This is a genomic window from Polaribacter sp. R77954, assembly GCF_044595335.1.
In the GTDB taxonomy this organism is placed as follows: domain Bacteria; phylum Bacteroidota; class Bacteroidia; order Flavobacteriales; family Flavobacteriaceae; genus Polaribacter.
The window spans coordinates 3,501,365-3,523,144 of sequence record NZ_CP138992.1 but is presented as its reverse complement, the minus strand read 5'-3'; the positions used below and the strand labels follow the sequence as shown (position 1 = coordinate 3,523,144).

Sequence of the window (21,780 nt, the reverse complement as noted above, 5' to 3'; positions counted from 1 at the left end):
TATGAAAACTAAAAATCTTTTTTTTGCTTTACTGATAGGTGTTTGCATACAAAATATGTATGCCCAACTATTACCTTATGATTTAAAGTTAGAATATCGAGTTAATCCTGAAGGTGTTGATGTTGAAAAACCTCGTTTTTTTTGGAAATTAAAGTCTGAAGAATCTGGTCAGTTTCAAAAAGCCTATCAAATAATAGTTGCTACTTCAAAAGAAAAAATAGAAAAAAATTTAGGAGACGCTTTTAATTCAAAAAAAGTTAATAGCAATCAATCTACTCAAATAGAATATAAAGGTATTCCTTTAAAGTCAGCATCTCAATATTATTGGAAAGTAAGAGTTTGGGATAAAAATAATGATGTTTCTGAATGGAGTAAATTGGCAACTTTTTCAACAGGGTTATTAGAAAAAGAAGATTGGAAAGGCGCACAGTGGATTGCTTGGAAAAATCAAGATGAATGGGCAAATGAGTGGTGGCGAAAAAAAGAAGTTGAATCTAAAGCCATCGAGTTTCAATTGCCAAGTTATTTTGGAGCCCATTTAAATATGTTTGAACGATATCATTTCTTTGATGATAAAAAACACGATGCAGCACCACTTTTACGTAAAGGATTTGACGTGCAAAAGAAGGTTAAAAGTGCTAAAGCATACATCAGCGGAATTGGATATTATGAGTTGTATATTAATGGTAAAAAAATAGGGAACTCTGTTTTAGACCCAGGTTGGACCGATTACCGCAAAACAATTTTATATGCCACACACGATATTACAAAAGAGGTAAAAGATGGCGAAAATATGGCTGGTGTAATGTTAGGCCGTGGTTTTTATGGAATGATGGCATACGATCATTGGGGATTCTATAAAAAAAATGGTTGGATTGGTCAGCCAAAATTAATATGTCGTATTAAAGTTGAATATGAAGACGGAACTACAAAAGATATTGTTAGCGATTTAAGCTGGAAAGTCACAGGCGGTCCTGTAGTTTACGATGGTCCACACATGGGCGAAATTTATGACGCTACTAAAGAAATTGTGGGTTGGAGTAAAGTTGGTTTAGACGATTCAAGTTGGGATACTGTAAACCCAGCTCCACATCCTGGAGGAGAATTGGTTTCTCAAATGAACGAACCTATTCGTGTTACCAAAACATTTCATCCAATAGCTACAAAAAATTCAAGCAGAGGGCAATGGTTTGATGTAGGTACCAATATGTCTGGTTGGGTACGTTTACGTATCAAAAATGCTAAAAAGGGCCAACGTATTACTATTTATTTTGGAGAAAACGAAGATCCTATTACTGTAAGCCAACCAGGAGGACTTCAGCAAATGGCCTATGTTTGTAAAGGTGGTGGTGTGGAGTATGCAGAATGTCGCTTTTCATATAAAGCTTTTCGCTATATCAAAGTAAAAAGTTTTAGAAAACTAAAGTTTAAATTAGAGGATGTAGAAGTAAAATATGTGCATTCTGATGTACCAAGAGTGGGATATTTTGAATCCTCTGACAAAACCATAAATGCAGTACACGACATCTGCAGAAAATCCTTGATTTTTAATTTACATAGTATACCTACAGATTGTCCACATCGTGAAAAAAACGGATGGTTGGGTGATGCAGTTACAGGAATGGAATTTGGTATGGCTAATTACGATTTAGCTGCTTTGATGACTAAATTTACAAGAGATATTTTTGATGGACAAGATAAATTTGGTGGAATTCCTGCAATAGTTCCTGCCAATTATTATGGTCCTGGAAAATCGAGTTTGTGGTCATCTGCTGGAATTCATATTCCTTGGTATATGTATCAATATTATAACGATACTCGTTTGTTTGATTTGTATTGGGATAAAATGCTGCTTTTTATAAAACGCTCTTGGGAGTTCAATAATATTCCCGAAAAAGACGGCATGTTTAAAGAACGCTTTAATGATTGGGTTACGCCTTACGATGCTACGTATAAAGGACGAGGTAAACCAGGAGGAAATGAAGTAATTGCCTCTATGAACTTTTATTTAGTATTAAAACGTATGGCTTATATGGCTGATAAACTAGGAAAAAAGAAAGATAAAAAGCGATTAGAACAACAAGTAGAACGCATTCATAAAGGTATACAAAAATGGGCTTTTGATGAAGAAAAAGTAGAATATGTAGGGTTAAAACCATTTCATGAATTTTTACCTGTTGTAAATATCTTGGCATTAAATTACGGCATTGTACCAGAAAAATATAGAGAACAATTAGAAAAAAAGGTTGTAAATAATATTGTAAAAGAGAAAGACCATCATTTATGGGGTGGTGTATTTACTGTGCATTCTGCGTATGAATATTTACCCAAAAATGGTTATGCAGATATGATGCATAAGGTAGTTATAAATGAAGATTGGCCATCTTTTGGTTGGATGATAAAAAATGGAGCTACAACATTGCCAGAAGGTTATAAATTCACGGCTTCAAACATTCATCATTTTATGGGGGCTGTAGATAATTTCTTTTACAGACACATAGTAGGTATTAATGTAGATGAATCCAATCCTGGTTTTCAAAACATTATCTTAAAACCTAATTTTATAAAAGCAATGGATTTTGCCAAAGCAAGTTACAATTCTATTCACGGAGAAATTAAAGCGGAATGGAAAAAAGTTTCAAACAATGCTTACGAATACAAAATAGAAGTTCCTGTTAATTGTAGCGCACAAGTTATTTTACCCAATAAAAAGTACCACGTTAAGTCAGGAAAATATAGTTATCAAATTGAATTATAATAGAGTCATTGAAGTCTATTTTTAAAAATGAATAATATTCTAATGGAAAAAAGTTTAAATTTTAAAATGTTTTGGTTTAATACTAAATTAAGTTTTTTAGCAATCATATTTGTTTTGCTAACGAGCTGTCAAACCAAAAACCCCCATATTTCTATTACAGATTTACGTTGCGAATACCGCACAAATCCTTTAGGGATAGATAACACAAGCCCAAGATTAAGCTGGAAATTGAAACAAGAAAATCCAGTAAGAGGACAAAAACAAACGGCTTATCAAATTCTAGTGGCAAGAAGTTTAGATAATTTAGAAAGCAATAATGGCGATGTTTGGAATTCTGGAAAAGTAGATTCTAATCAGTCTGTAAATGTAACCTATCAAGGTAATGAACTAGCCTCAGCAAAACCGTATTTCTGGAAAGTAAAGGTTTGGGATAAAGAGGGTACTGCTTCAAAATGGAGCAAACCTGCTAAATTTTCAATGGGATTATTAAAGCAATCAGACTGGAAAGGCGATTGGATTTTAAAATCAGATCAGAAAAAAACCGATCATAATTGGTACAGAAAAAATTTCGAATTAAAAGAAGATGCTGAATCAGCATTCGTATTTGTGGGGTCATTTGGGTATCACGAATTGTATGTAAATGGAGAAAAAATTACTGAGAGTGTAATGAATCCTGCTTCCACCTATATGAAAAAAAGGATTGCGTATTTAACCTATGATATATCAGACAAGCTAAAAAAAGGCGATAATGTGATTGCCATTTGGCACGCTGCAGGTTGGTCTCGTTGGCGACGTATTAGAGAGTACAGAAATATACCTTTTGTGTTTAAAGCACAAGCTGAAATTGTAGCAGGAGGTAAACAAATCACTTTAAAAACAGATACTTCTTGGAAAACCAAAAAAAGTTATACATCTTATTACGGTGATTGGGATATTTTGCGTTTTGGAGGCGAAACCATTGATGACCGTAAACGGGAAGATGATTGGAATACCGTAAACTACGATGATAGTAACTGGATGAATGCCAGTGTATACTATCACAAAGAATTAAACGCTAAAATACCAGAAGGCAACAACATTAGTTTTGCCTTAAATAGTAATAAAGATAGAGAAGTACGCGCATTATATAGCCCTATTAGAGCTACTTTAAGTGCGCAAATGGTAGAGCCTCAAGTAAAATTTAAAGCAATAAAAGCTATTGGGGTTGATAAAAATGAAGATGGCACGTACAGAATTGATATGGGCGAAAACTATACTGGTTTTTTTGAAATGGATTTGTATAAAGGCGTAGAGGGTGATTCGATTTTGTTTGAAATAAGCGATCAATTAGGGCAAACTTCTAGTTGGAATCAAAAAAGCAAATACATTTTTGGGAAATCTGGAAAAGGAAAATTTAAAAACCGTTTTAATGTCGCTGGTGGTAGATGGGTTACAGTCTATGGTTTAAATTATGAACCCAAAATAGAAGACGCAAAAGGACATGTGGTAACCAATAACCGCAAGCAGATTAGTACGTTTGAATCTTCAAACGAGCAACTCAATCAAATCTATCAAATCAATTTAAACACCTATTTGGCCAATACTATGGACGGACTTTTGGTAGATTGTCCACATCGTGAACGTCGTGGTTGGGGCGAAGTTACAGTAGCTGCTATGTATGGTGATGCTTTGCCAAACTTTGAAAGTGGCGCGTATATGGATCAGTATTTACAATACACAAGAGATGCACAATATCCTGATGGACAAACAAGAGCGGTTTTAAATGAAGAAGATCGTCCGTTTTTAATGTGGAAAGCCAATAGTCCATTAACCGTTTGGGAAACCTACAAAATGTTAGGCGATAAAAAAGTATTGGAAGACAATTACCAGCCTATGCAAAAATGGATGACTTGGTTGTATGAGCATTCTAATTCTAATACGGGTGGCGCTTTAATAATTGGAGAACAAGGAAAAAGAGAAATGCCAGGTTTGGGAGATTGGTGTACGCCACGTGGTAATTTTTGGACCAGTAGTAATTCTCCAGATGCAGCACATTTTAACAATTGTTTGTATGCTTTTATGTTAGAAAATGCGATGCACATTGCAGAGACTTTAGGCAAAACTGAAGATGCTAAAATTTATAAAGAACGTTTAAAAGTGCAAAGAGAAGCCACCCATAAACTGTCTTACAATCCAGAAACGGGTAAATATGTAAAAGGGTATCAAGTAGATCAAGCCTTTGCCTTAGTATCTGGTGTAACACCAGACTCTGAAAAAGAAAAAGTAGAAGATGTTTTGGTGGATAATATATTGTATAAATTTCCATATTATGATACAGGAAGTTCTGGGCAAGCATTATACTCGCGTTATTTTACAGAATCTGGAGAGCGTATGGATTTAATTTATGAGTTGTTGCAAGACAAACATCACCCAAGTTATGGATACTTTTTAGAGCAAGGTAAAACAGTGTGGCCAGAACGTTGGTCTGCCATTGGGAACAGCCAAATCCATACCTGTTATACAGGAATTGGAGGCTATTTTATCAAAGGTTTTGGCGGAATTCGACCAAATCCAAAAAAACTAGGTATGCAACATATGATGATCAAACCAGCGCCTGTTGGCGATTTAACGTTTGCAAATACCGAATATGAATCGATGTACGGAAATGTGGTTGTCAACTGGAAAAAAGAAGGGGAAGGCGCAACATTTCATATTGAAGTTCCTGTAAATACAAGTGCAAAAGTGTATTTGCCAGCAACTAGTAAAGACGGAATTCAGGAAAGCGGTGTTTTAGCTGAAAATGCTGATGGAGTCACTTTTGTAGGAACAGAAAAAAGTAAAGCCGTTGGTAATTATGTCATTTACAATGTTACTTCTGGAGTTTACAATTTTAAGGTGGATGAGTTACCAAAAACACAATTCCCAGCACCTTTAGAAGAAATTAAAAATCTAGCAAAATTAGGCAGAATGAATGCCTCATCAATGTTTATTAAAACAGAAAAATTACCAGTTTTTGAAGCCTTTAGGGTAAATGATGAAGATGAGGAAACCCGTTGGTTGGCAACAGAAACTAAAAATCAATATGTAGAAATAGAATGGGTGAAACCACAAACCTTTAATCAAATTATTATTGATGAATTTGAGGAGAATATCACTTCTTATACACTACAATATTGGGAAAATGAGGCTTGGAAAGATATTGTAACAGGAAGGAGTTGTGGGGCAAATAAAAATCATCAATTTAAAACCATTACATCTACAAAATGTAGGTTGTTTATTGTTGATGCAAAACAAGCTCCGTCAATAAAAGAGTTCAAAATTTTCAATATCAAAAAATAATAATTATACAAAATAATGAACCTAAACACTAATAAAAGAGGAATCGTTTTTTTCCTTGCGTTTCTTTTCACAACGTCAGTAACTTTTGCAACAACGCCACCAAATTGGCAAAATGCCCAATGGATTTGGCAACAAGAAGATGGGCCTTCCAATACTTGGATGAGTTTTAGAAAAACGATTACTGTAGAAGAACTTCCAGAAATAGTTGAAGCGCATATTGCTGTAGATAGTAAATTTTGGTTATGGATAAACGATGAAATGGTGATTTTCGAAGGAGGATTATCAAGAGGACCAAGTCAAGCAGGAGATTGGAATAGAAAAGAAAAAATAACACCAACTAATTCGTGGTACGAAACTGTAAATATTCAGCCTTATCTTAAAAAAGGAGAAAATACCATAGCAATATTGGTTTGGTATTGGGGAAGAGAAACGCACAAAGGCACACACATTGATAGCGGAAAAGGAGGTTTACTGTTTTCTGCTCAAATAGGAGATCAAAAATTAGTTTCTAATGGAAGTTGGAAGGCAAAACAGCATCCAGGATATGACAATACCATTGCTCCTGCTAGTAAATCATTGGTGCAATATTCGGTAAAATTTGATGCTCAAAAGGCAATGAATGATTGGTCTGAAAATGCTTGGTATACGTCTAATTTTGATGATAGCAATTGGCAAAAAGCCACAGAAAAAGGAAAAGCAGGTGTTGCCCCTTGGTACAATTTAGAACCTAATATTGTACCTCAATTAATCAACCACGGTTTAAATAACTATACAAATCATAACGATTTGCAATTTCCATTTATAAGTAAAGGGCAAGTTATTAAATGTAAACTGCCTTTTAATAAACAAATTACACCTTATTTAGAAGTTGAAGCCAAAGCAGGTGATACCATTTTTGTAACCACAGATAATCGCCTAAATAAAATTACGGCAACTTATATTACAAAATCAGGAACTCAAAAATTTGAAAGTTTTTCTTGGATGAATGGTAATGAAATACGCTATACCATTCCAAAAGGTGTTAAAGTAAAAGCATTAAAGTACAGATGGATGAGTGTAGGGGAAATGGTTGGTAAATTTGAAGTAGAAGATCCGTTTTACAATCGCTTATGGTGGATGGGTAACAACACCTTATTTGTATGTGCTCGTGATAATTTTATGGATTGCCCAGATAGAGAACGTGCGTTGTGGATTGGTGATGTTGCAGATCAAACAGGTTATCTATTCTACTCTATGGATAATGCTGGGCGTCAACTACTAAAAAAGGCAATATTACAAACGATGTCTTTTAGTCAAGATGGCGTAATTGGAGCATTAGGGCCACTAAGAGTCCGTGAGTTGGTAGCGCAAAGTTTACAATTCATTGCGCAGGGTATTTGGCCATATTATTTAAATACAGGAGACAAAGAAACGTTGCAAAAGGTGTATCCATTTGTATATGAGTATTTAGCGTTATTTCCAATGCAAGAAAATGGCTTGCCAAAATACAGAATACGCCAAAGTCCAGATGCTTGGGATTGGGTAGATTGGGGTGTTAAAAAAACAGCCGATAAAGAACCTATCCAAATGGCATTTTATTATTTGGCTTTAAATAAGGCCAAAGAAATGGCAGAAGTTTTAGGTAAAGAAACACACGCCAAATGGTATGAAAAACGTATGAAAACCATGAAACCCGCTTTTGAAAAAGCATACTGGAAAGACGGTTTTTACAGTTCAAATAAAGACAAATTAAAAGATGATAGAGCCAATGCCATTGCAATTGTTTCAGGAATTGCAAATCCAAAATTTCACAATCAAATTGTTGATAATGTATTAATTCCAAATCGTTTTTCAAGTCCACATTTTGAGTGGCTTGCAGAAGAAGCCATGTGTATTGCAAATAGACATAAAGCGTCTTTAGAAAGAATGAAAGACCAGTATCAAAGTCAGGTAGATAAAAAATCGATGTCTACCTTGTACGAAATGTTTCCAAGAGGAGGTAGTTATAATCACGCTTGGAATGGTTCCAATAAAATTTTATCAAAATACATAGCTGGAGTTGCGCCAACTAAAGTAGCTTGGAGCGAATTTCAAATACTGCCAAATTTGGTGCATTTCAAACAATTAAAAAAAGTGATTCCAACAGTAAAAGGAAATATTATTATTGATTTAGAAGTAAAAGATAATGCATATCAATTAGAGTTAATATCTCCAGAAAATACCACAGCAATTATAGGGATTCCTAAGACCGATAAATCCATTACAGAAGTGTTTGCAAATGGAAAACTGATTTGGAAAAAAGGTAGAAAAAAGAAGTCTGTTAAAGGACTTATTTTTGATAGTGAAAACAAAGATTTTTTGAAATTCAAGGCGCAATCTGGTACCTGGAAAATCGACGCATCCTATAAATAATTCTATAACATAATTATGAAAAAACTAATAATACTTATTTGTTTGTCTCTGTTTATTTTGGGATGTAGTAAATCTAAATATTATGAGACTATTCAATCTGATTTTATAAACCCAACAGACGATAATAATTTATGGTGTTATTGGTATTGGATTAACGATGATATTTCTAAAGATGGTATTACCAAAGATTTAGAAGCGATGAAAAAAGCAGGAATTGGTGGTGCTTTAATTGGCAATATAAATCCTGCTCGTAAAGATGGAAAAGTACCAATGCTAAGTGAAGAATGGTGGTCTCATATGGTACACGCTGTGGTTGAAGGCAAACGAATTGGTGTAGATATTGGTGTTTTTAACTGCCCAGGTTGGAGTCAAAGTGGTGGGCCTTGGGTAGATTCTGAAAAAGCAATGCGTTATTTAACCTTTAGTGAAACCAAAATTTCAGGAGGGAAATTAGTAAACATTCAACTAAAACAGCCCAATGAAAAATTTCAAGATACGCACACCTTAGCTTTTAAATCTTCTGAAATTGAACAACAAAGTACACAATTTATCCCAACAAAAGTAACTGCGAATTGGAATGATGTAGATACAAAAGGGTTAATTGATGGTGAAATTGATGATAATACACGTTTTAAAATTCAACCCAAACAAGCTTTAGAAATTACATTTAATCTAGAGGGAGCAATTACGGCACGTTCTATTTCGATAGTGCCAAGTCAAGAGTTTAAATGTCAAGTAGAAGCCTCTGCAATGATTGATGGCAAAGAAAAAGTTCTTAAAAAGTTCACTTTCGATCGTTCTAAAATGACCCCAAATGTGGGCCCAATTTTAAAAGGAACTTATGCTACAACTTTACCAGATGTAAATGCAGAACAATTTAAACTGAAATTTACAAAGTTTGTCTCTCGAAAAAAAACGTATGGTTTTGCAGAAATTACCATTTCAGAAGCACCCGTTTTAGATAAATATATCGAAAAGCAATTGGGTAAAATGCACCCAACACCAAAACCAAATTGGAATACCTATGTTTTTAATAAGCAAGAGGAACTTCAAAATAAAAGTTTCAACATAAATCCTGATGAGGTTATTGATATTAGCAATAAAATTGATGAAAATGGAAACCTAAAATGGAACGCTCCAAAAGGAAATTGGACCATTTTACGATTAGGAATGTCACCTACAGGAACTAAAAATGCACCTGCTGCACCACAAGGTGTGGGTTATGAAATTGATAAAATGAATGGCGAATTGGTACAATACCATTTTGATAATTTTGTTGGCGAGTTGTTAAAACGAATTCCAGAAGAAAGTAAATCTGCGTTTAAATACGTCATTGCAGACAGTTACGAAATGGGTTCTCAAAACTGGACAGACAATTATGAAGTAAAATTCCAAGAAAAATATGGTTACAATCCCATAAAATATTTGCCAGTTTTATCGGGTAGAATTGTAGGAAGTGTAGAAGAATCCGAGCGTTTTCTTTGGGATTTAAGACGTTCTATTGCTGATGATGTCGCTTACGAATATGTAGGCGCATTAAAAAAAGCCAGTAACAAACACAATTTAAAAACGTGGTTAGAAAATTACGGTCATTGGGGCTTTCCAAGCGAATTTATGATGTATGGTGGACAATCTGATTTAATTGCTGGCGAATTTTGGAACGAAGGAACATTAGGTAATATCGAGTGTAAAGCATCATCATCAACAGCACATACCTATGGCAAACCTATAATTTCTGCAGAAGCGTTTACATCTGCCAGAAAAACGTATTTGAGGCATCCAGCAATGTTGAAAAAAAGAGGAGATTGGGCATTAACAGAAGGGGTCAATCATTTTGTGCTGCACTTGTATATTCAACAACCAGATGATAATAGAAAACCAGGAATGAACGCTTGGTTTGGAACAGAGTTCAATCGTCATAATACGTGGTTTAGTCAAGCAGATTCCTATTTTGATTATTTACGTCGTTGTCAACATTTGTTACAACAAGGCAAATATGTAGCAGATGTCTGTTATTTTATCGGAGAAGATGCGCCTATAATGACAGGAGGTAGAGTTCCCGAAATTCCAAAAGGTTATTCGTATGATTATATAAATGCCGAAGTAATTTTAAATCGGTTATCTGTAAAAGATGGACGATTTGTTTTACCAGATGGTATGTCTTACAAAGTAATGGTATTGCCACCGTTTAAAACAATGCGACCTGAATTACTAAAAAAGATAGAGGAATTAGTACAACAAGGTGGAATTATTTTAGGGCCAAAACCAGAAAAATCACCAAGTTTAGAAAATTATCCTGCAAGTGACGACATCGTGAAAACCATCGCCAATAAAATGTGGGATGGAAATTACGAAAGTGGTAAAATGACTAAAAAATACGGAGAAGGAAAACTATTTGATGGTTACGAATTATCACAAGTTTTTGAAACACTTAACCTATCAAAAGATTTTGAAGTTTCTGATGCTGCACCTGTGTTATGGACGCACAGAAATACTCCAGAAATGGATATCTACTTTATTACCAATCAAAGTAATAAGAAAATCGAATTATCTCCAGTGTTTAGAGTAGATAAAAATGTAAGACCACAATTGTGGGATGCAGTTTCCGGAGAAATTAGAGCTTTACCAGATTTTGAAGTAACGGAAACTGGAATAAAAGTACCTTTAAAAATGGAAGCTGCTCAGAGTTGGTTTGTTGTTTTTACTAAAGAAAATGAATCACTTACAAAACCAATGAATTCTAAAAACTTTACAAGTTTTGAAAAAATAATTGAGTTAAAATCGCCATTTACTGTAGATTTTTCAAATAAAGAAATTGGTCCAAAAGAACCAGTTGTTTTTAATAGTTTAGAAGATTGGTCAACTTCAGAAAATGAACAAATAAAATATTACTCAGGCTCCGCAAATTATACCACAACTTTTAACGTGGATAAACTTCCAGAAAACCAAGAGGTTTATATCAACTTAGGAAAGCTTTCTATAATGGCGAAAGTAAAATTGAATGGAAAAGATGTTGGAGGTGTTTGGATAGCCCCTTATCGTTTAAACATATCAGAGGCGATTAAGAAAGGAGAAAATCAATTAGAAATTGAAGTGGTTAATCTTTGGAGAAATCAATTAATTAAAGACAAACAAAGACCAGAAGAAGAAAAATATACTTGGTTGGTGACAGACGATATCAAATCGAAATCAAAACTCCAACCTTCAGGATTATTGGGGCCAATTATTATTGAAACCATTATAAACAATAAATAAGATAGACAATTATAAAATTATATTTTCAACATTATTATACAGGCAAATAAAAAATCTTTATCAATTAAAAATACGTTTACAAATAAATTAATATGCACATACTTACTCGTAATAAATTAACAATCGTTGTATTGGGAATACTATTTTTGGTTTCGTGTTCTTCAAACCAAAATACTACTACCACAACTAATAATAATGCACCTCAGGATTTAATTGTAAGCGAAGGGTTTAAAAACCCCATAGGATTTTACGATGCTACACCTTCTTTTTCTTGGAAACTACCACAAAATAAAAACGTCAAAAAGCAAACAGCTTATTCTATAGTAGTGGCCTCTAACCCCAAACTATTGCCCGATAATGCTGATTTATGGGAAAGTGGAAAAATTGAAAGCGATCAAACTTTATTTGTGAAATACAAAGGAAAAAAACTGTCTTCGCGACAAAAAGTGTATTGGCAGCTAAAGTTTTGGGATCAAGATAAAAAGGCTTCTGATTGGAGTGAGGTAGCCAACTTCGAGCTAGGGCTACTTAATAACTCCGATTGGCAGGCCAAATGGATTAGTTTGCCAAAAGTTGATAAAGAGAAGTCACCCAAAACGAACAAAAAATCATACAAAGTTCAGTACTTACGAAAGGATTTTACCATAGATTCTAAAATAGCATCTGCAAGATTATACATTACGGCTAAGGGGCTTTTTGAAGCTGAAATAAATGGTAAAAAGGTTGGCGATGACGTAATGGCTCCAGGCTGGACTCCTTATAATAAACGCATTGAAACGTTAACATACGATGTATTAGACCATTTACAAAAAGGAACTAACGCTATTGGAATTGCGCTGGCAGAGGGCTGGTATGGAGGACGATTAATGCTTAGAGGATATCCAAAGGTTTCGCCCAAAGTAATGTGTCAGCTTGAGGTAAAATATACCAATGGAGAGGTTCAGACTTTCATTACCGATGAAAGTTGGACAGCCACCCAAGATGGCCCAATTGTTTCTGCCGGAATTTATGATGGTGAACAATATGATGCGCGAAAAGAACAAAAAGCGTGGTCAACAAAAACATTTAATGATACAAGCTGGCAAAAGGTTATTGCTGAAGATATAGATGCAACACTAAAATTGACACCTAAGAGACACAATACAGTTAAATCTGTTCAGGAATTAGCACCCGTTAATATTACTGAGATTGATAAAGGTGTCGTAATTTTTGATATGGGTCAAAATATGGTAGGAGTGCCTCGCATTAAAGTACCCATGCATAAAGAGGGAACCTTAAAAATACGCTTTGCCGAAATGCTGAAACAAGATGGTCGTATGTATACGAAAAATTACAGAGGAGCAGTTTCAACCGATTATTATAAGGCTAAAGAAGATGGGCAAATAGCCTATCAACCAACATTTACATTTCATGGTTTTAGATATGTAGAGTTGAGTGGTTTTGATACAAGCGCTACGCCAGATGAATCTTGGGTGACAGGTATTGTTCAACATTCTGATTATAAATTAAATCTAGAGTTTAGCTCATCACACGAAAAACTCAATCAACTACAAAGTAATATTATTTGGGGGCTAAGAGGCAATACACTCGATATACCAACAGATTGCCCTCAACGCGATGAAAGAGCAGGCTGGACAGGCGATGCTCAGGTAATTGCACCCACCTCGTTTTTTATAGGAGATGTTCATTCCTTTTGGATGAGTTGGTTGGAAAGTGTACGAAACGATCAAGATGAAGATGGAGCAGTTCCTGTAATGGTGCCTTCATTAGGAGGCAGACTAAGAGCTGGTGCTGGTTGGAGCGATGTGATAACTATTGTTCCTTGGGAAACCTATCTACGCACTGGTGATGTAGGTGTTTTAGAGGAAAACTATACAAGTATGAAAAAATGGGTAGGATTTTATCAGTCAAAAGCCAAAAATCACATTGTCAAAATGTTTACCCATGGCGATTGGTTGCAACCTTATTCAACACACGAAAGGGATGAGCGCTTTGGTGTCACCTCAAATAAGTTAATTATCACTGCCTATTATGCACGATCTGTGTACTTAACTTCTCAAGCAGCAAGAGTGTTGGGATATGAAGCAGAAGCCAAAGAATATGAACTTTTATTTGATGCTATTTGTGATGTTTTTCAAGAACAATTTTTTGATACCCAAGGGCGAATTATTGAAGGTCCTGAAACTCAAACAGCTTATTTATTGCCCTTAGCATTTGATTTGTTAGATCAGGAATTAGTCCAAAAAGCTGTACCTCATTTATTGGAACAAATAAAATTAACCGATAATCATTTGCGTACTGGATTTTTAGGTACACCTTTATTGCCTTTAGTACTTGATAAAATTGGTGAGACCGATTTGATGTATGAAATTTTGTTTAAAGAAACCTATCCGTCTTGGTTCTATTCCATTAATCAGGGGGCAACTACCATGTGGGAACGTTGGAACAGTTACACTATCAAAGATGGTTTTAATAAAGGAGGTATGAATTCTTTTAACCATTATGCATACGGTGCCATTGGACGTTGGATGTACGAACGTATTGCAGGTATAAAATCAACTAAGGTAGGCTTTAAAGAAATAGAAATTGCTCCTATTCCGGGTGGGCCCTTAACCTCTGCAGCTGCCACTTACAATTCACCTTATGGTAAAGTAAGCTCTAGTTGGAAATTAGTAGGCAAACAATTTCATTTAGAGATAAAAGTACCTCCAAACACTACAGCTCAAGTTTTAGTACCAGGAAATACACAAGAGAATATTAAAGTAAATGGAGTAGAATTTGAAGATAATTCTGATGTGAAACTGCTAAGTAAAACGAAAGAAGCTTTTGTTTTCAAGGTAACCCCTGGGACCTATTCTTTTAAAACTAATTATTAAACAGATAGGAATTAGAAAATAAATGAGTAATTGAAGTCATTAATTTATGTTGAAATGCTAAAAACGTAATAAACGAAATTATATTAAGAATATAGAATAAGATTAGGATGAATAAACTAAATGTAAAAATGAATGTGTCGGTAAAACTAATTGTTTTTGGATTGATTTTATGCGGTGTTTTTTCCTGTAAAACCGAACAAAAAAAAGAAATCACAGAAACCAAACCCAATTTACTATTCATTTTTGCAGACCAGTACCGTCAAGCTTCGTTAGGATTTCTAAAAGAAGATCCTGTACATACCCCAAATTTAGATCAATTGGCAAAAGAAGGGGTGTTTTTTAGTGAAGCTGTTTCAAACAATCCTTTATGCAGTCCATATAGGGCAATGTTAATGACAGGACGTTATTCTTTATCAACAGGAGTTGTAGAAAATTGCAATTCCCAGAGAACAGCCTTAGGAAATTATTTAAAGAAAGATGAGGTTTGTATATCTGATGTTTTGGTTGATAATGGATACAGTGCAGGTTATGTTGGTAAATGGCATTTAGATGGGCCAGAACCTACACCTCCAGAGGTGAAACGTGTTTGGGATACGTGGTGCCCACCAGATCAAAGACACGGCTTTTCATTTTGGTACGCTTACGGAACTCACAATAGACATAATGTACCTTATTATTGGACAACAAATGCCAAAGAAGATGAAAAAACATACATCAAAAAATGGTCTGCAGAACACGAAGCTGATATCATTATTGATTATTTAGATAATTCTAAAAGTCAACGTAAGGAAGAAAACCCTTTTGTATTATTTTGGTCTATAAACCCACCACATACACCTTTTAAACAAGTGCCAGAACGTTATCGAAAACGTTATGAGGGTATGGATTTTAAAGATGTGCTAAACCGACCAAATGTGCAATTTAATGACAATTATGAATTAAAAAGAGGTGATCATGGTGTAGAAAAACGATTAGACCAAGCTACCGATTATTTTGCGTCTGTAAATGGGGTAGACGATCAAATAGGACGTGTTATCAAAAAATTAAAAGAAGCAGGATTATATGAAAACACTATTATCGTATTTTCTGCAGATCACGGAGAAATGTTAGGCAGTCAAGGCTTAATGCATAAAAATGTATGGTTTAAAGAAGCGTATAAAATTCCTTTGATTGTGCATTATCCAAAAAAGGTAAAACCAAAAACCGATGATATTTTATTAAGTGTTCCCGATTATATGCCAACACTATTAGGGTTAATGGGATTGGAAACTAAAATACCAGATGTGGTTGAAGGTGAAAATTATGCGAATTTATTTTTTGATAAACCTGTAAATCGTCCAGAAAAGCAATTGTATTTCGGAGGAAAAAGTTTTGCTTCTAAAGGTGATGCTAGAGGTTTTAGAACCAAAGACTTCACCTATGCTGTAGTAAAACACGAAAGTGGCGAAAAATTCCATTATTTATATTATGATGCAGAAGACCCTTATCAAATGAAAAATATTTGGGGAGAAGATCCTGCTTTAGATAATAAAATGAAAACGGAGTTGGCAGAATTACTAACATCTATGAACGATCCTTGGTAAAAAATTAATATGAAAACAAATAGACGCAATTTTATAAAAAGTATGTCAGCATTGGGTATTGTAGGTGCAACATATCCTCTTTTATCTGCTTGTGTACCTAAAAATGGAAATGAATATTTAAACGAAAAGATTACAAAAATCGAAATATTTCGATATGATATTAACATACCTCGTTATTTTTCTTGGGGAACTTGGCATAACCGTCAGCATTTATTTATTAAAATTTCAGCTGGAGATTTTTATGGTTGGACAGAAACACCAGCTTCAAAAAACAATCCAGATTTTAAACCAACAGCTTGGGTTAAATATCTAGAACAATTTAAAGGGTTAACGCTAGGTGAAGCTCAAAAATTACTGGCGTCAGAACAAGTGCTAGGTTCTAAACGCTCTTTAAAAATGTTAGAGTCTTTAGATATGGCGCTTTTAGATGTATCAGGTAGACTACAAAACAAATCTGCTGTTGAATTACTAGGTTTAACAGCTACAAATCCAGTTCCGGGTTTGTATTGCATACTAGACAAAGACGAGAAGAAAGTTAGAGAAGAAGCCAAAAAAAGTATCGAACAGAATCTTGCACATCATCTAAAATTTAAAATGTATGGAGATGAAGCTGTTGATATAAAACTTCTTAAAACCATTAGAGATGTTTTAGGAGATGATGCTGTAGTAATTTCAGATGTCAATAAAGGTTATAAAAAGTGGCAATCTTTAGACGAATTAAAAGGAATTTTAGATCGTTTTAAGGCTAATGGACTAAATGCCATTGAAGACCCTGCACATTTAAAAACAAAGCAATGGATAGAGTTGCAAGAAATGGTGGGTGAGTTGACCTTAATTCCAGATGCGCCTATGCGTCCTTCTTGGAAAGGCATCAACACCATGCAAAAAGGAATGGGACACATTTATAATTTGCATCCATCTACGATGGGAAGTTTAACCCATACAGCAAAATTAGCGCATAAAATACAAGAAATAGGTGCAAAAGTAATGATAGGCGATGATAGTTTGGTAGGTCCAGCTTGTTCTGCGTGGCAACAAATAGCGATTGGCGTTGGAGCCACTTGGGTAGAAGCCATTGAGAAAAAAGAAGATTCTAAAATCTATTTAGAATGTTTGCAAAGCGCAGCTACAAAAAAGGAATCTAATGGATATTATTCCTTTAAACCAGCACCTGGTTTTGGTTTGGAATTAGACACCGATCGTTTGAAAAAGGTAAGTGAATTGTATATAGAAGTTTAACAAAACTATAATTTTTTAAAAGACTGTTGAAAACCATAAAAAATAGAATAATGATAGTTAAAAAATTAGATCTTATTTTTTTTGTTACGTTATTTTTTTTCCTGTTGACGAATTGTCAAAAAGAACAAATTGTTCAAAAGCCAAATGTGCTGCTTATTTGTGTAGATGACCTTCGTCCAGAGTTAAAGAGTTTTGGAGCAGAGTATATTAGCTCACCTAATATTGATGCTTTAGCGGAAAAAGGAATTAAATTCCAAAAGCATTTTGTAAACTCACCAAGTTGTGGTCCATCTAGATATACCTTATTAACAGGGCAGTATGGACCAGCTGGAAACAATGCACTTTTTAGTAGAGCAAAAAAAATAAAACAAGGCACTCAAAAAGTAGATAAAAGTATCCCAGAGTGGTTTAAAACATATGGGTATACAACGGTTTCGGTTGGAAAAGTGTCTCATCACCCTGGAGGTAGAGGTGGAAAAAATTGGAATGATAGCACAAAAGTAGAGATGCCCAATGCCTGGGATAAGCATTTAATGCCAGTTGCGGAATGGCAACACCCACGAGGAATGATGCATGGATTGGCTAATGGCCAGATTCGAGTAAAATCAGCTGATATGACTGTTTTTCAGACAGTAGAAGGGGACGACAATAGTTATCCAGATGGAGCAATTACAGATGAGGCTATAAACCAACTAAATGCTCTTACCAGCAGTAATGAAAATCCATTTTTTCTTGCCGTTGGAATTATTAAACCACACCTGCCTTTTGGTGCACCAAAAAAATATTATGATAAGTATGATAGTGTTGATCTTCCTGAAATAAAACACTCTCAAAAACCGAAAGGAAGAACAACATGGCATGGATCTGGTGAATTTATGAAATACAATCGTTGGGGTAAAAACCCTAATAAAGATGTTGATTTTGCGAATGATGTGCGTCGTCATTATGCTGCATGTGTAAGTTATGCAGATGCCCAAGTAGGTAAAATTCTTGCAGCATTAAAAAAAACAGGAGCAGATAAAAACACCATTGTTGTACTCTGGGGAGACCATGGTTGGCATCTAGGAGAACATGCGATTTGGGGAAAACATAGTTTGTTTGAGGAATCGTTACATGCTCCTTTAATAATTCATTATCCAGGAATGAAACATGAAGGGGCGAATACAGATGCTATTGTAGAAACAGTCGATATTTTTCCGACGTTATGTGATTTAGCAGAAATTGAAATCCCTGAGTATGCTCATGGTACGTCTCTAAAAGAAATATTAGTAAACCCGAATGCTACAGGTCACTATGCTATATCATACAACAATAAAGCTTCAACCATCAGAACTTCAACGCATAGAATGACATTACATCAGGATGGATTTGTAGAATTATATAATCACATAACAAGAGAAAAGGAAACTAAGAATATCGCTGAAGAACACCCAGAATTAGTTAAAGAGTTAAAAGTGAAGTTAAGTACTAGGTTAAAACTAAAATAAAAATAAAAAAATAATGATAAAAGTAGGATTATTTGGTATTGGTTTAGATACCTATTGGCCACAATTTGAAGGACTGCTAGAACGTTTGGAAGGCTACCAACAAGAAATAGCCACTAAAATGGAAAGCTTTGGTGCAGAGGTTGTTAATGTTGGTTTGGTAGATTCTCCTGTAGTTGCTAGAGAAAAAGCAGAGGTACTAAAAAAAGAAGACGTAGATATCTTGTTTTTATACATCTCAACGTATGCCTTGTCATCAACAGTATTACCTGTAGTACAAAAAGTAAAATGCCCAATAATCATATTAAACATACAACCAGTTGCAGCTATAGATTACGAAAGCTTTAATGCATTAGGTGATAGAGGTAAAATGACAGGAGAATGGTTGGCGCATTGTCAAGCCTGTTCTGTGCCAGAATTTGCGAATGTATTTAACCGTGCAGGAATAGACTATGAATTTGTAACGGGTTATTTAGATGAACAAGCAGTTTGGGATGATATCCAAGATTGGATTGATGCCACAAAAGTCGCATCCATAATGCAAAATAACAGATTAGGTGTTTTAGGGCATTATTACGCAGGAATGTTAGATGTATATTCCGATTTAACCAAACAATCTGCTGCCTTTGGGACACATATAGAAATTGTGGAAATGTGTGAAGTTAAAAAATACAGAGATGCTGTTACCGATGCTGAGGTTGATGATAAGTTAAATGAATTTAAAAGGACGTTTGAGGTGCTTGATACCTGTGAGAATGACGAATTGGTTCGCGCAGCAAAAACATCAATAGCCTTAGATAAATTAGTAGAACATCACGATTTAGGTTCGTTAGCCTATTATTATGAAGGTGAAAATGGCAACGAATATGAAAATATTGTAACCTCCGTTATTGCAGGAAACACCTTGTTAACAGGGAAAAACGTACCTGTTGCAGGAGAATATGAAGTGAAGAATGCGCAAGCCATGAAAATCATGGATGCTTTTGGAGTTGGAGGTTCGTTTTCTGAATTTTATGCCATGGATTTTAACGATGACATTGTAATCTTGGGTCACGATGGTCCTGCGCATTTTGCTATTGCAGAAGGGAATGTACAATTGGTTCCTTTGCCTGTTTATCATGGAAAACCAGGAAAAGGCTTATCTATCCAAATGACAGTAAAACATGGTCCTGTAACCTTATTATCGGTTGTAGAAGGAAAAGATGATGTATTTTTATTAGTAGCAGAAGGCGAATCTGTAGAAGGCCCAGTTTTACAAATAGGAAACACCAATAGCCGCTATCTTTTTTCAATAGGCGCTCGTACTTTTATAAACGAATGGTCCAAACAAGGACCATCGCATCATTGTGCTATTGGTGTGGGACATATTGCCAATAAAATTGAGAAACTAGGAAATATATTAAATTTACGAGTGGTTCGGATTTGTTAATTAATTTAAGAATAACTTTTATTCAAAATCATTTTCAAATGATAAAAATTATACGATTAATCTTAATAGTACTATTAAGTCAAGCTTGTGCTAACAAACAAGAATCTTCAGTTCCAAACATAATTATCATAAACGTTGATGATATGGGTTGGAAAGATGTAGGTTTTATGGGAAGTAAATATTATGAAACACCAAACATAGACAATTTATCGAGCTTAGGTATGGTCTTTACAAATGGTTATGCATCAGCATCAAACTGTGCACCTAGCAGAGCGTGTTTAATGACTGGGCAATGGACACCACGTCATGGTATTTACACAGTTAGTCCTTCTACGAGAGGAAAATCTGAACACAGAAAATTGATTCCAACAAAAAACACACATACACTCTCCAAAAAACATACTATTTTACCAGAGGTACTGCGTGAGAATGGATATGTCACGTGTCAGGCAGGAAAGTGGCATTTAAGCGATAATCCTTTAGAATATGGATTTGATGTAAATATTGGAGGTGGGCACAATGGGTTGCCAAAAAGTTATTACCCGCCTTATAAAAATGTAACAATTGATGGCGTTTCTGATAAATATTTAACGGATGCTATAATGGAAAAAGCGATACAATTTATAGATACTATACAAAAACCATTTTATCTTAATTATTCGCCTTATGCCGTTCATGTGCCCATAATGCCAGTAGATAGTATTTTACCTAAATATGAAAAAAAGGCACCATGGAATGGTCAGGGAAATCCAGAATATGGGTCTATGGTTGATAACCTAGATAGAAACATAGGGTTACTTATAAATAAACTAAAAGAAAAACATCTTTTTGATAATACCTTGATTGTTTTTACTTCAGATAATGGTGGTTTATATGGTATAACCAAACAAAAACCATTACGAGCCGGAAAAGGAAGTTATTATGAAGGTGGTATTAGAGAGCCTTTTTTCTTTGTTTTAAATGGTAAAATAAAAACAAATACGAAGAGTGAAGTCGCAATAACAAATTTAGATATTTTTCCAACAATACTAAATTATGCTAAAGTAGATGCTACTAATTTATCTTTGGATGGAAATAATATAGCAACAATTTTGCAAGAAGAAACTAATGATTTGGAGCGCCCTTTGTTTTGGCATTTTCCTATTTATTTACAAGCCTATAATGAAAATGATAACGAAAACAGAGATTCTTTATTTAGAACACGCCCTGGTTCTGTAGTAAGGAAAGGAGATTGGAAACTTCATTATTATTTTGAAGATAACGATATGGAATTGTATAATTTATCTGAAGATGTTGGAGAAAAAAATAATCTTATAGATACAAATCCAGAAAAGAAAGAGGAGTTATTAAAAATATTGAAAAAATGGTGGAAAGATACTGATGCACCAATTCCAAAGACTAAAAACCCTGTGTACATCAATAAGGTTTCACATCAATAAATTCCCTT

At 34.6% G+C, this 21,780-nt stretch carries 10 protein-coding genes; all 10 read left to right on the top strand.

Annotated elements, in window-relative coordinates; all coding sequences use genetic code 11:
• The first annotated feature begins 1 nt into the window (after nucleotide 1).
• The 10 genes from SJY27_RS15245 (at nucleotide 2) to SJY27_RS15200 (ending at nucleotide 21,772) form a co-directional block, all read left to right on the top strand.
• Nucleotides 2–2,758: a family 78 glycoside hydrolase catalytic domain gene (locus SJY27_RS15245; protein WP_397445732.1), complete on the top strand. Its 2,757-nt coding sequence runs from the start codon at nucleotides 2–4 to the stop codon at nucleotides 2,756–2,758.
• Nucleotides 2,759–2,785: 27 nt separating this feature from the next.
• The gene (locus SJY27_RS15240) at nucleotides 2,786–6,076 is read left to right on the top strand and encodes a family 78 glycoside hydrolase catalytic domain (protein ID WP_397445730.1); all 3,291 of its coding nucleotides are present in this window, start codon (nucleotides 2,786–2,788) and stop codon (nucleotides 6,074–6,076) included.
• A 15-nt stretch (nucleotides 6,077–6,091) separates the two neighbouring features.
• Nucleotides 6,092–8,467: an alpha-L-rhamnosidase C-terminal domain-containing protein gene (locus tag SJY27_RS15235; RefSeq protein WP_397445729.1), complete on the top strand. Its 2,376-nt coding sequence runs from the start codon at nucleotides 6,092–6,094 to the stop codon at nucleotides 8,465–8,467.
• A gap of 15 nt (nucleotides 8,468–8,482) precedes the next feature.
• Entirely contained in the window at nucleotides 8,483–11,722 is a 3,240-nt protein-coding gene (locus SJY27_RS15230) for a glycosyl hydrolase (RefSeq protein ID WP_397445728.1), read from the top strand.
• A gap of 92 nt (nucleotides 11,723–11,814) precedes the next feature.
• Complete coding sequence (locus tag SJY27_RS15225) at nucleotides 11,815–14,598, top strand: family 78 glycoside hydrolase catalytic domain (RefSeq protein ID WP_397445727.1); 2,784 nt, start codon at nucleotides 11,815–11,817, stop codon at nucleotides 14,596–14,598.
• Nucleotides 14,599–14,705: 107 nt separating this feature from the next.
• A complete protein-coding gene (locus tag SJY27_RS15220) occupies nucleotides 14,706–16,181 on the top strand; it encodes a sulfatase (RefSeq protein WP_397445726.1) in 1,476 nt (491 codons plus the stop codon).
• Nucleotides 16,182–16,190: 9 nt separating this feature from the next.
• Nucleotides 16,191–17,420: an enolase C-terminal domain-like protein gene (locus SJY27_RS15215; RefSeq protein ID WP_397445725.1), complete on the top strand. Its 1,230-nt coding sequence runs from the start codon at nucleotides 16,191–16,193 to the stop codon at nucleotides 17,418–17,420.
• A gap of 146 nt (nucleotides 17,421–17,566) precedes the next feature.
• Nucleotides 17,567–18,907 carry a sulfatase gene (locus tag SJY27_RS15210; RefSeq protein ID WP_397445724.1) on the top strand — a complete coding sequence of 447 codons (1,341 nt, stop codon included), beginning with the start codon at nucleotides 17,567–17,569 and terminating at the stop codon, nucleotides 18,905–18,907.
• Nucleotides 18,908–18,920: 13 nt separating this feature from the next.
• The gene (locus SJY27_RS15205; protein ID WP_397445723.1) at nucleotides 18,921–20,333 is read left to right on the top strand and encodes a hypothetical protein; all 1,413 of its coding nucleotides are present in this window, start codon (nucleotides 18,921–18,923) and stop codon (nucleotides 20,331–20,333) included.
• 38 nt (nucleotides 20,334–20,371) lie between these two features.
• Nucleotides 20,372–21,772, top strand: coding sequence for a sulfatase (locus SJY27_RS15200; protein WP_397445722.1), 1,401 nt, complete (start codon nucleotides 20,372–20,374; stop codon nucleotides 21,770–21,772).
• The last annotated feature ends 8 nt before the right edge of the window (nucleotides 21,773–21,780 follow it).

Coding starts and splice junctions, on each gene's coding strand:
- SJY27_RS15245 (WP_397445732.1), top strand. CDS start 2: ATGAAAACTAAAAATCTTTTTTTTGCTTTACTGATAGGTGTTTGCATA.
- SJY27_RS15240 (WP_397445730.1), top strand. CDS start 2,786: ATGAATAATATTCTAATGGAAAAAAGTTTAAATTTTAAAATGTTTTGG.
- SJY27_RS15235 (WP_397445729.1), top strand. CDS start 6,092: ATGAACCTAAACACTAATAAAAGAGGAATCGTTTTTTTCCTTGCGTTT.
- SJY27_RS15230 (WP_397445728.1), top strand. CDS start 8,483: ATGAAAAAACTAATAATACTTATTTGTTTGTCTCTGTTTATTTTGGGA.
- SJY27_RS15225 (WP_397445727.1), top strand. CDS start 11,815: ATGCACATACTTACTCGTAATAAATTAACAATCGTTGTATTGGGAATA.
- SJY27_RS15220 (WP_397445726.1), top strand. CDS start 14,706: ATGAATAAACTAAATGTAAAAATGAATGTGTCGGTAAAACTAATTGTT.
- SJY27_RS15215 (WP_397445725.1), top strand. CDS start 16,191: ATGAAAACAAATAGACGCAATTTTATAAAAAGTATGTCAGCATTGGGT.
- SJY27_RS15205 (WP_397445723.1), top strand. CDS start 18,921: ATGATAAAAGTAGGATTATTTGGTATTGGTTTAGATACCTATTGGCCA.
- SJY27_RS15200 (WP_397445722.1), top strand. CDS start 20,372: ATGATAAAAATTATACGATTAATCTTAATAGTACTATTAAGTCAAGCT.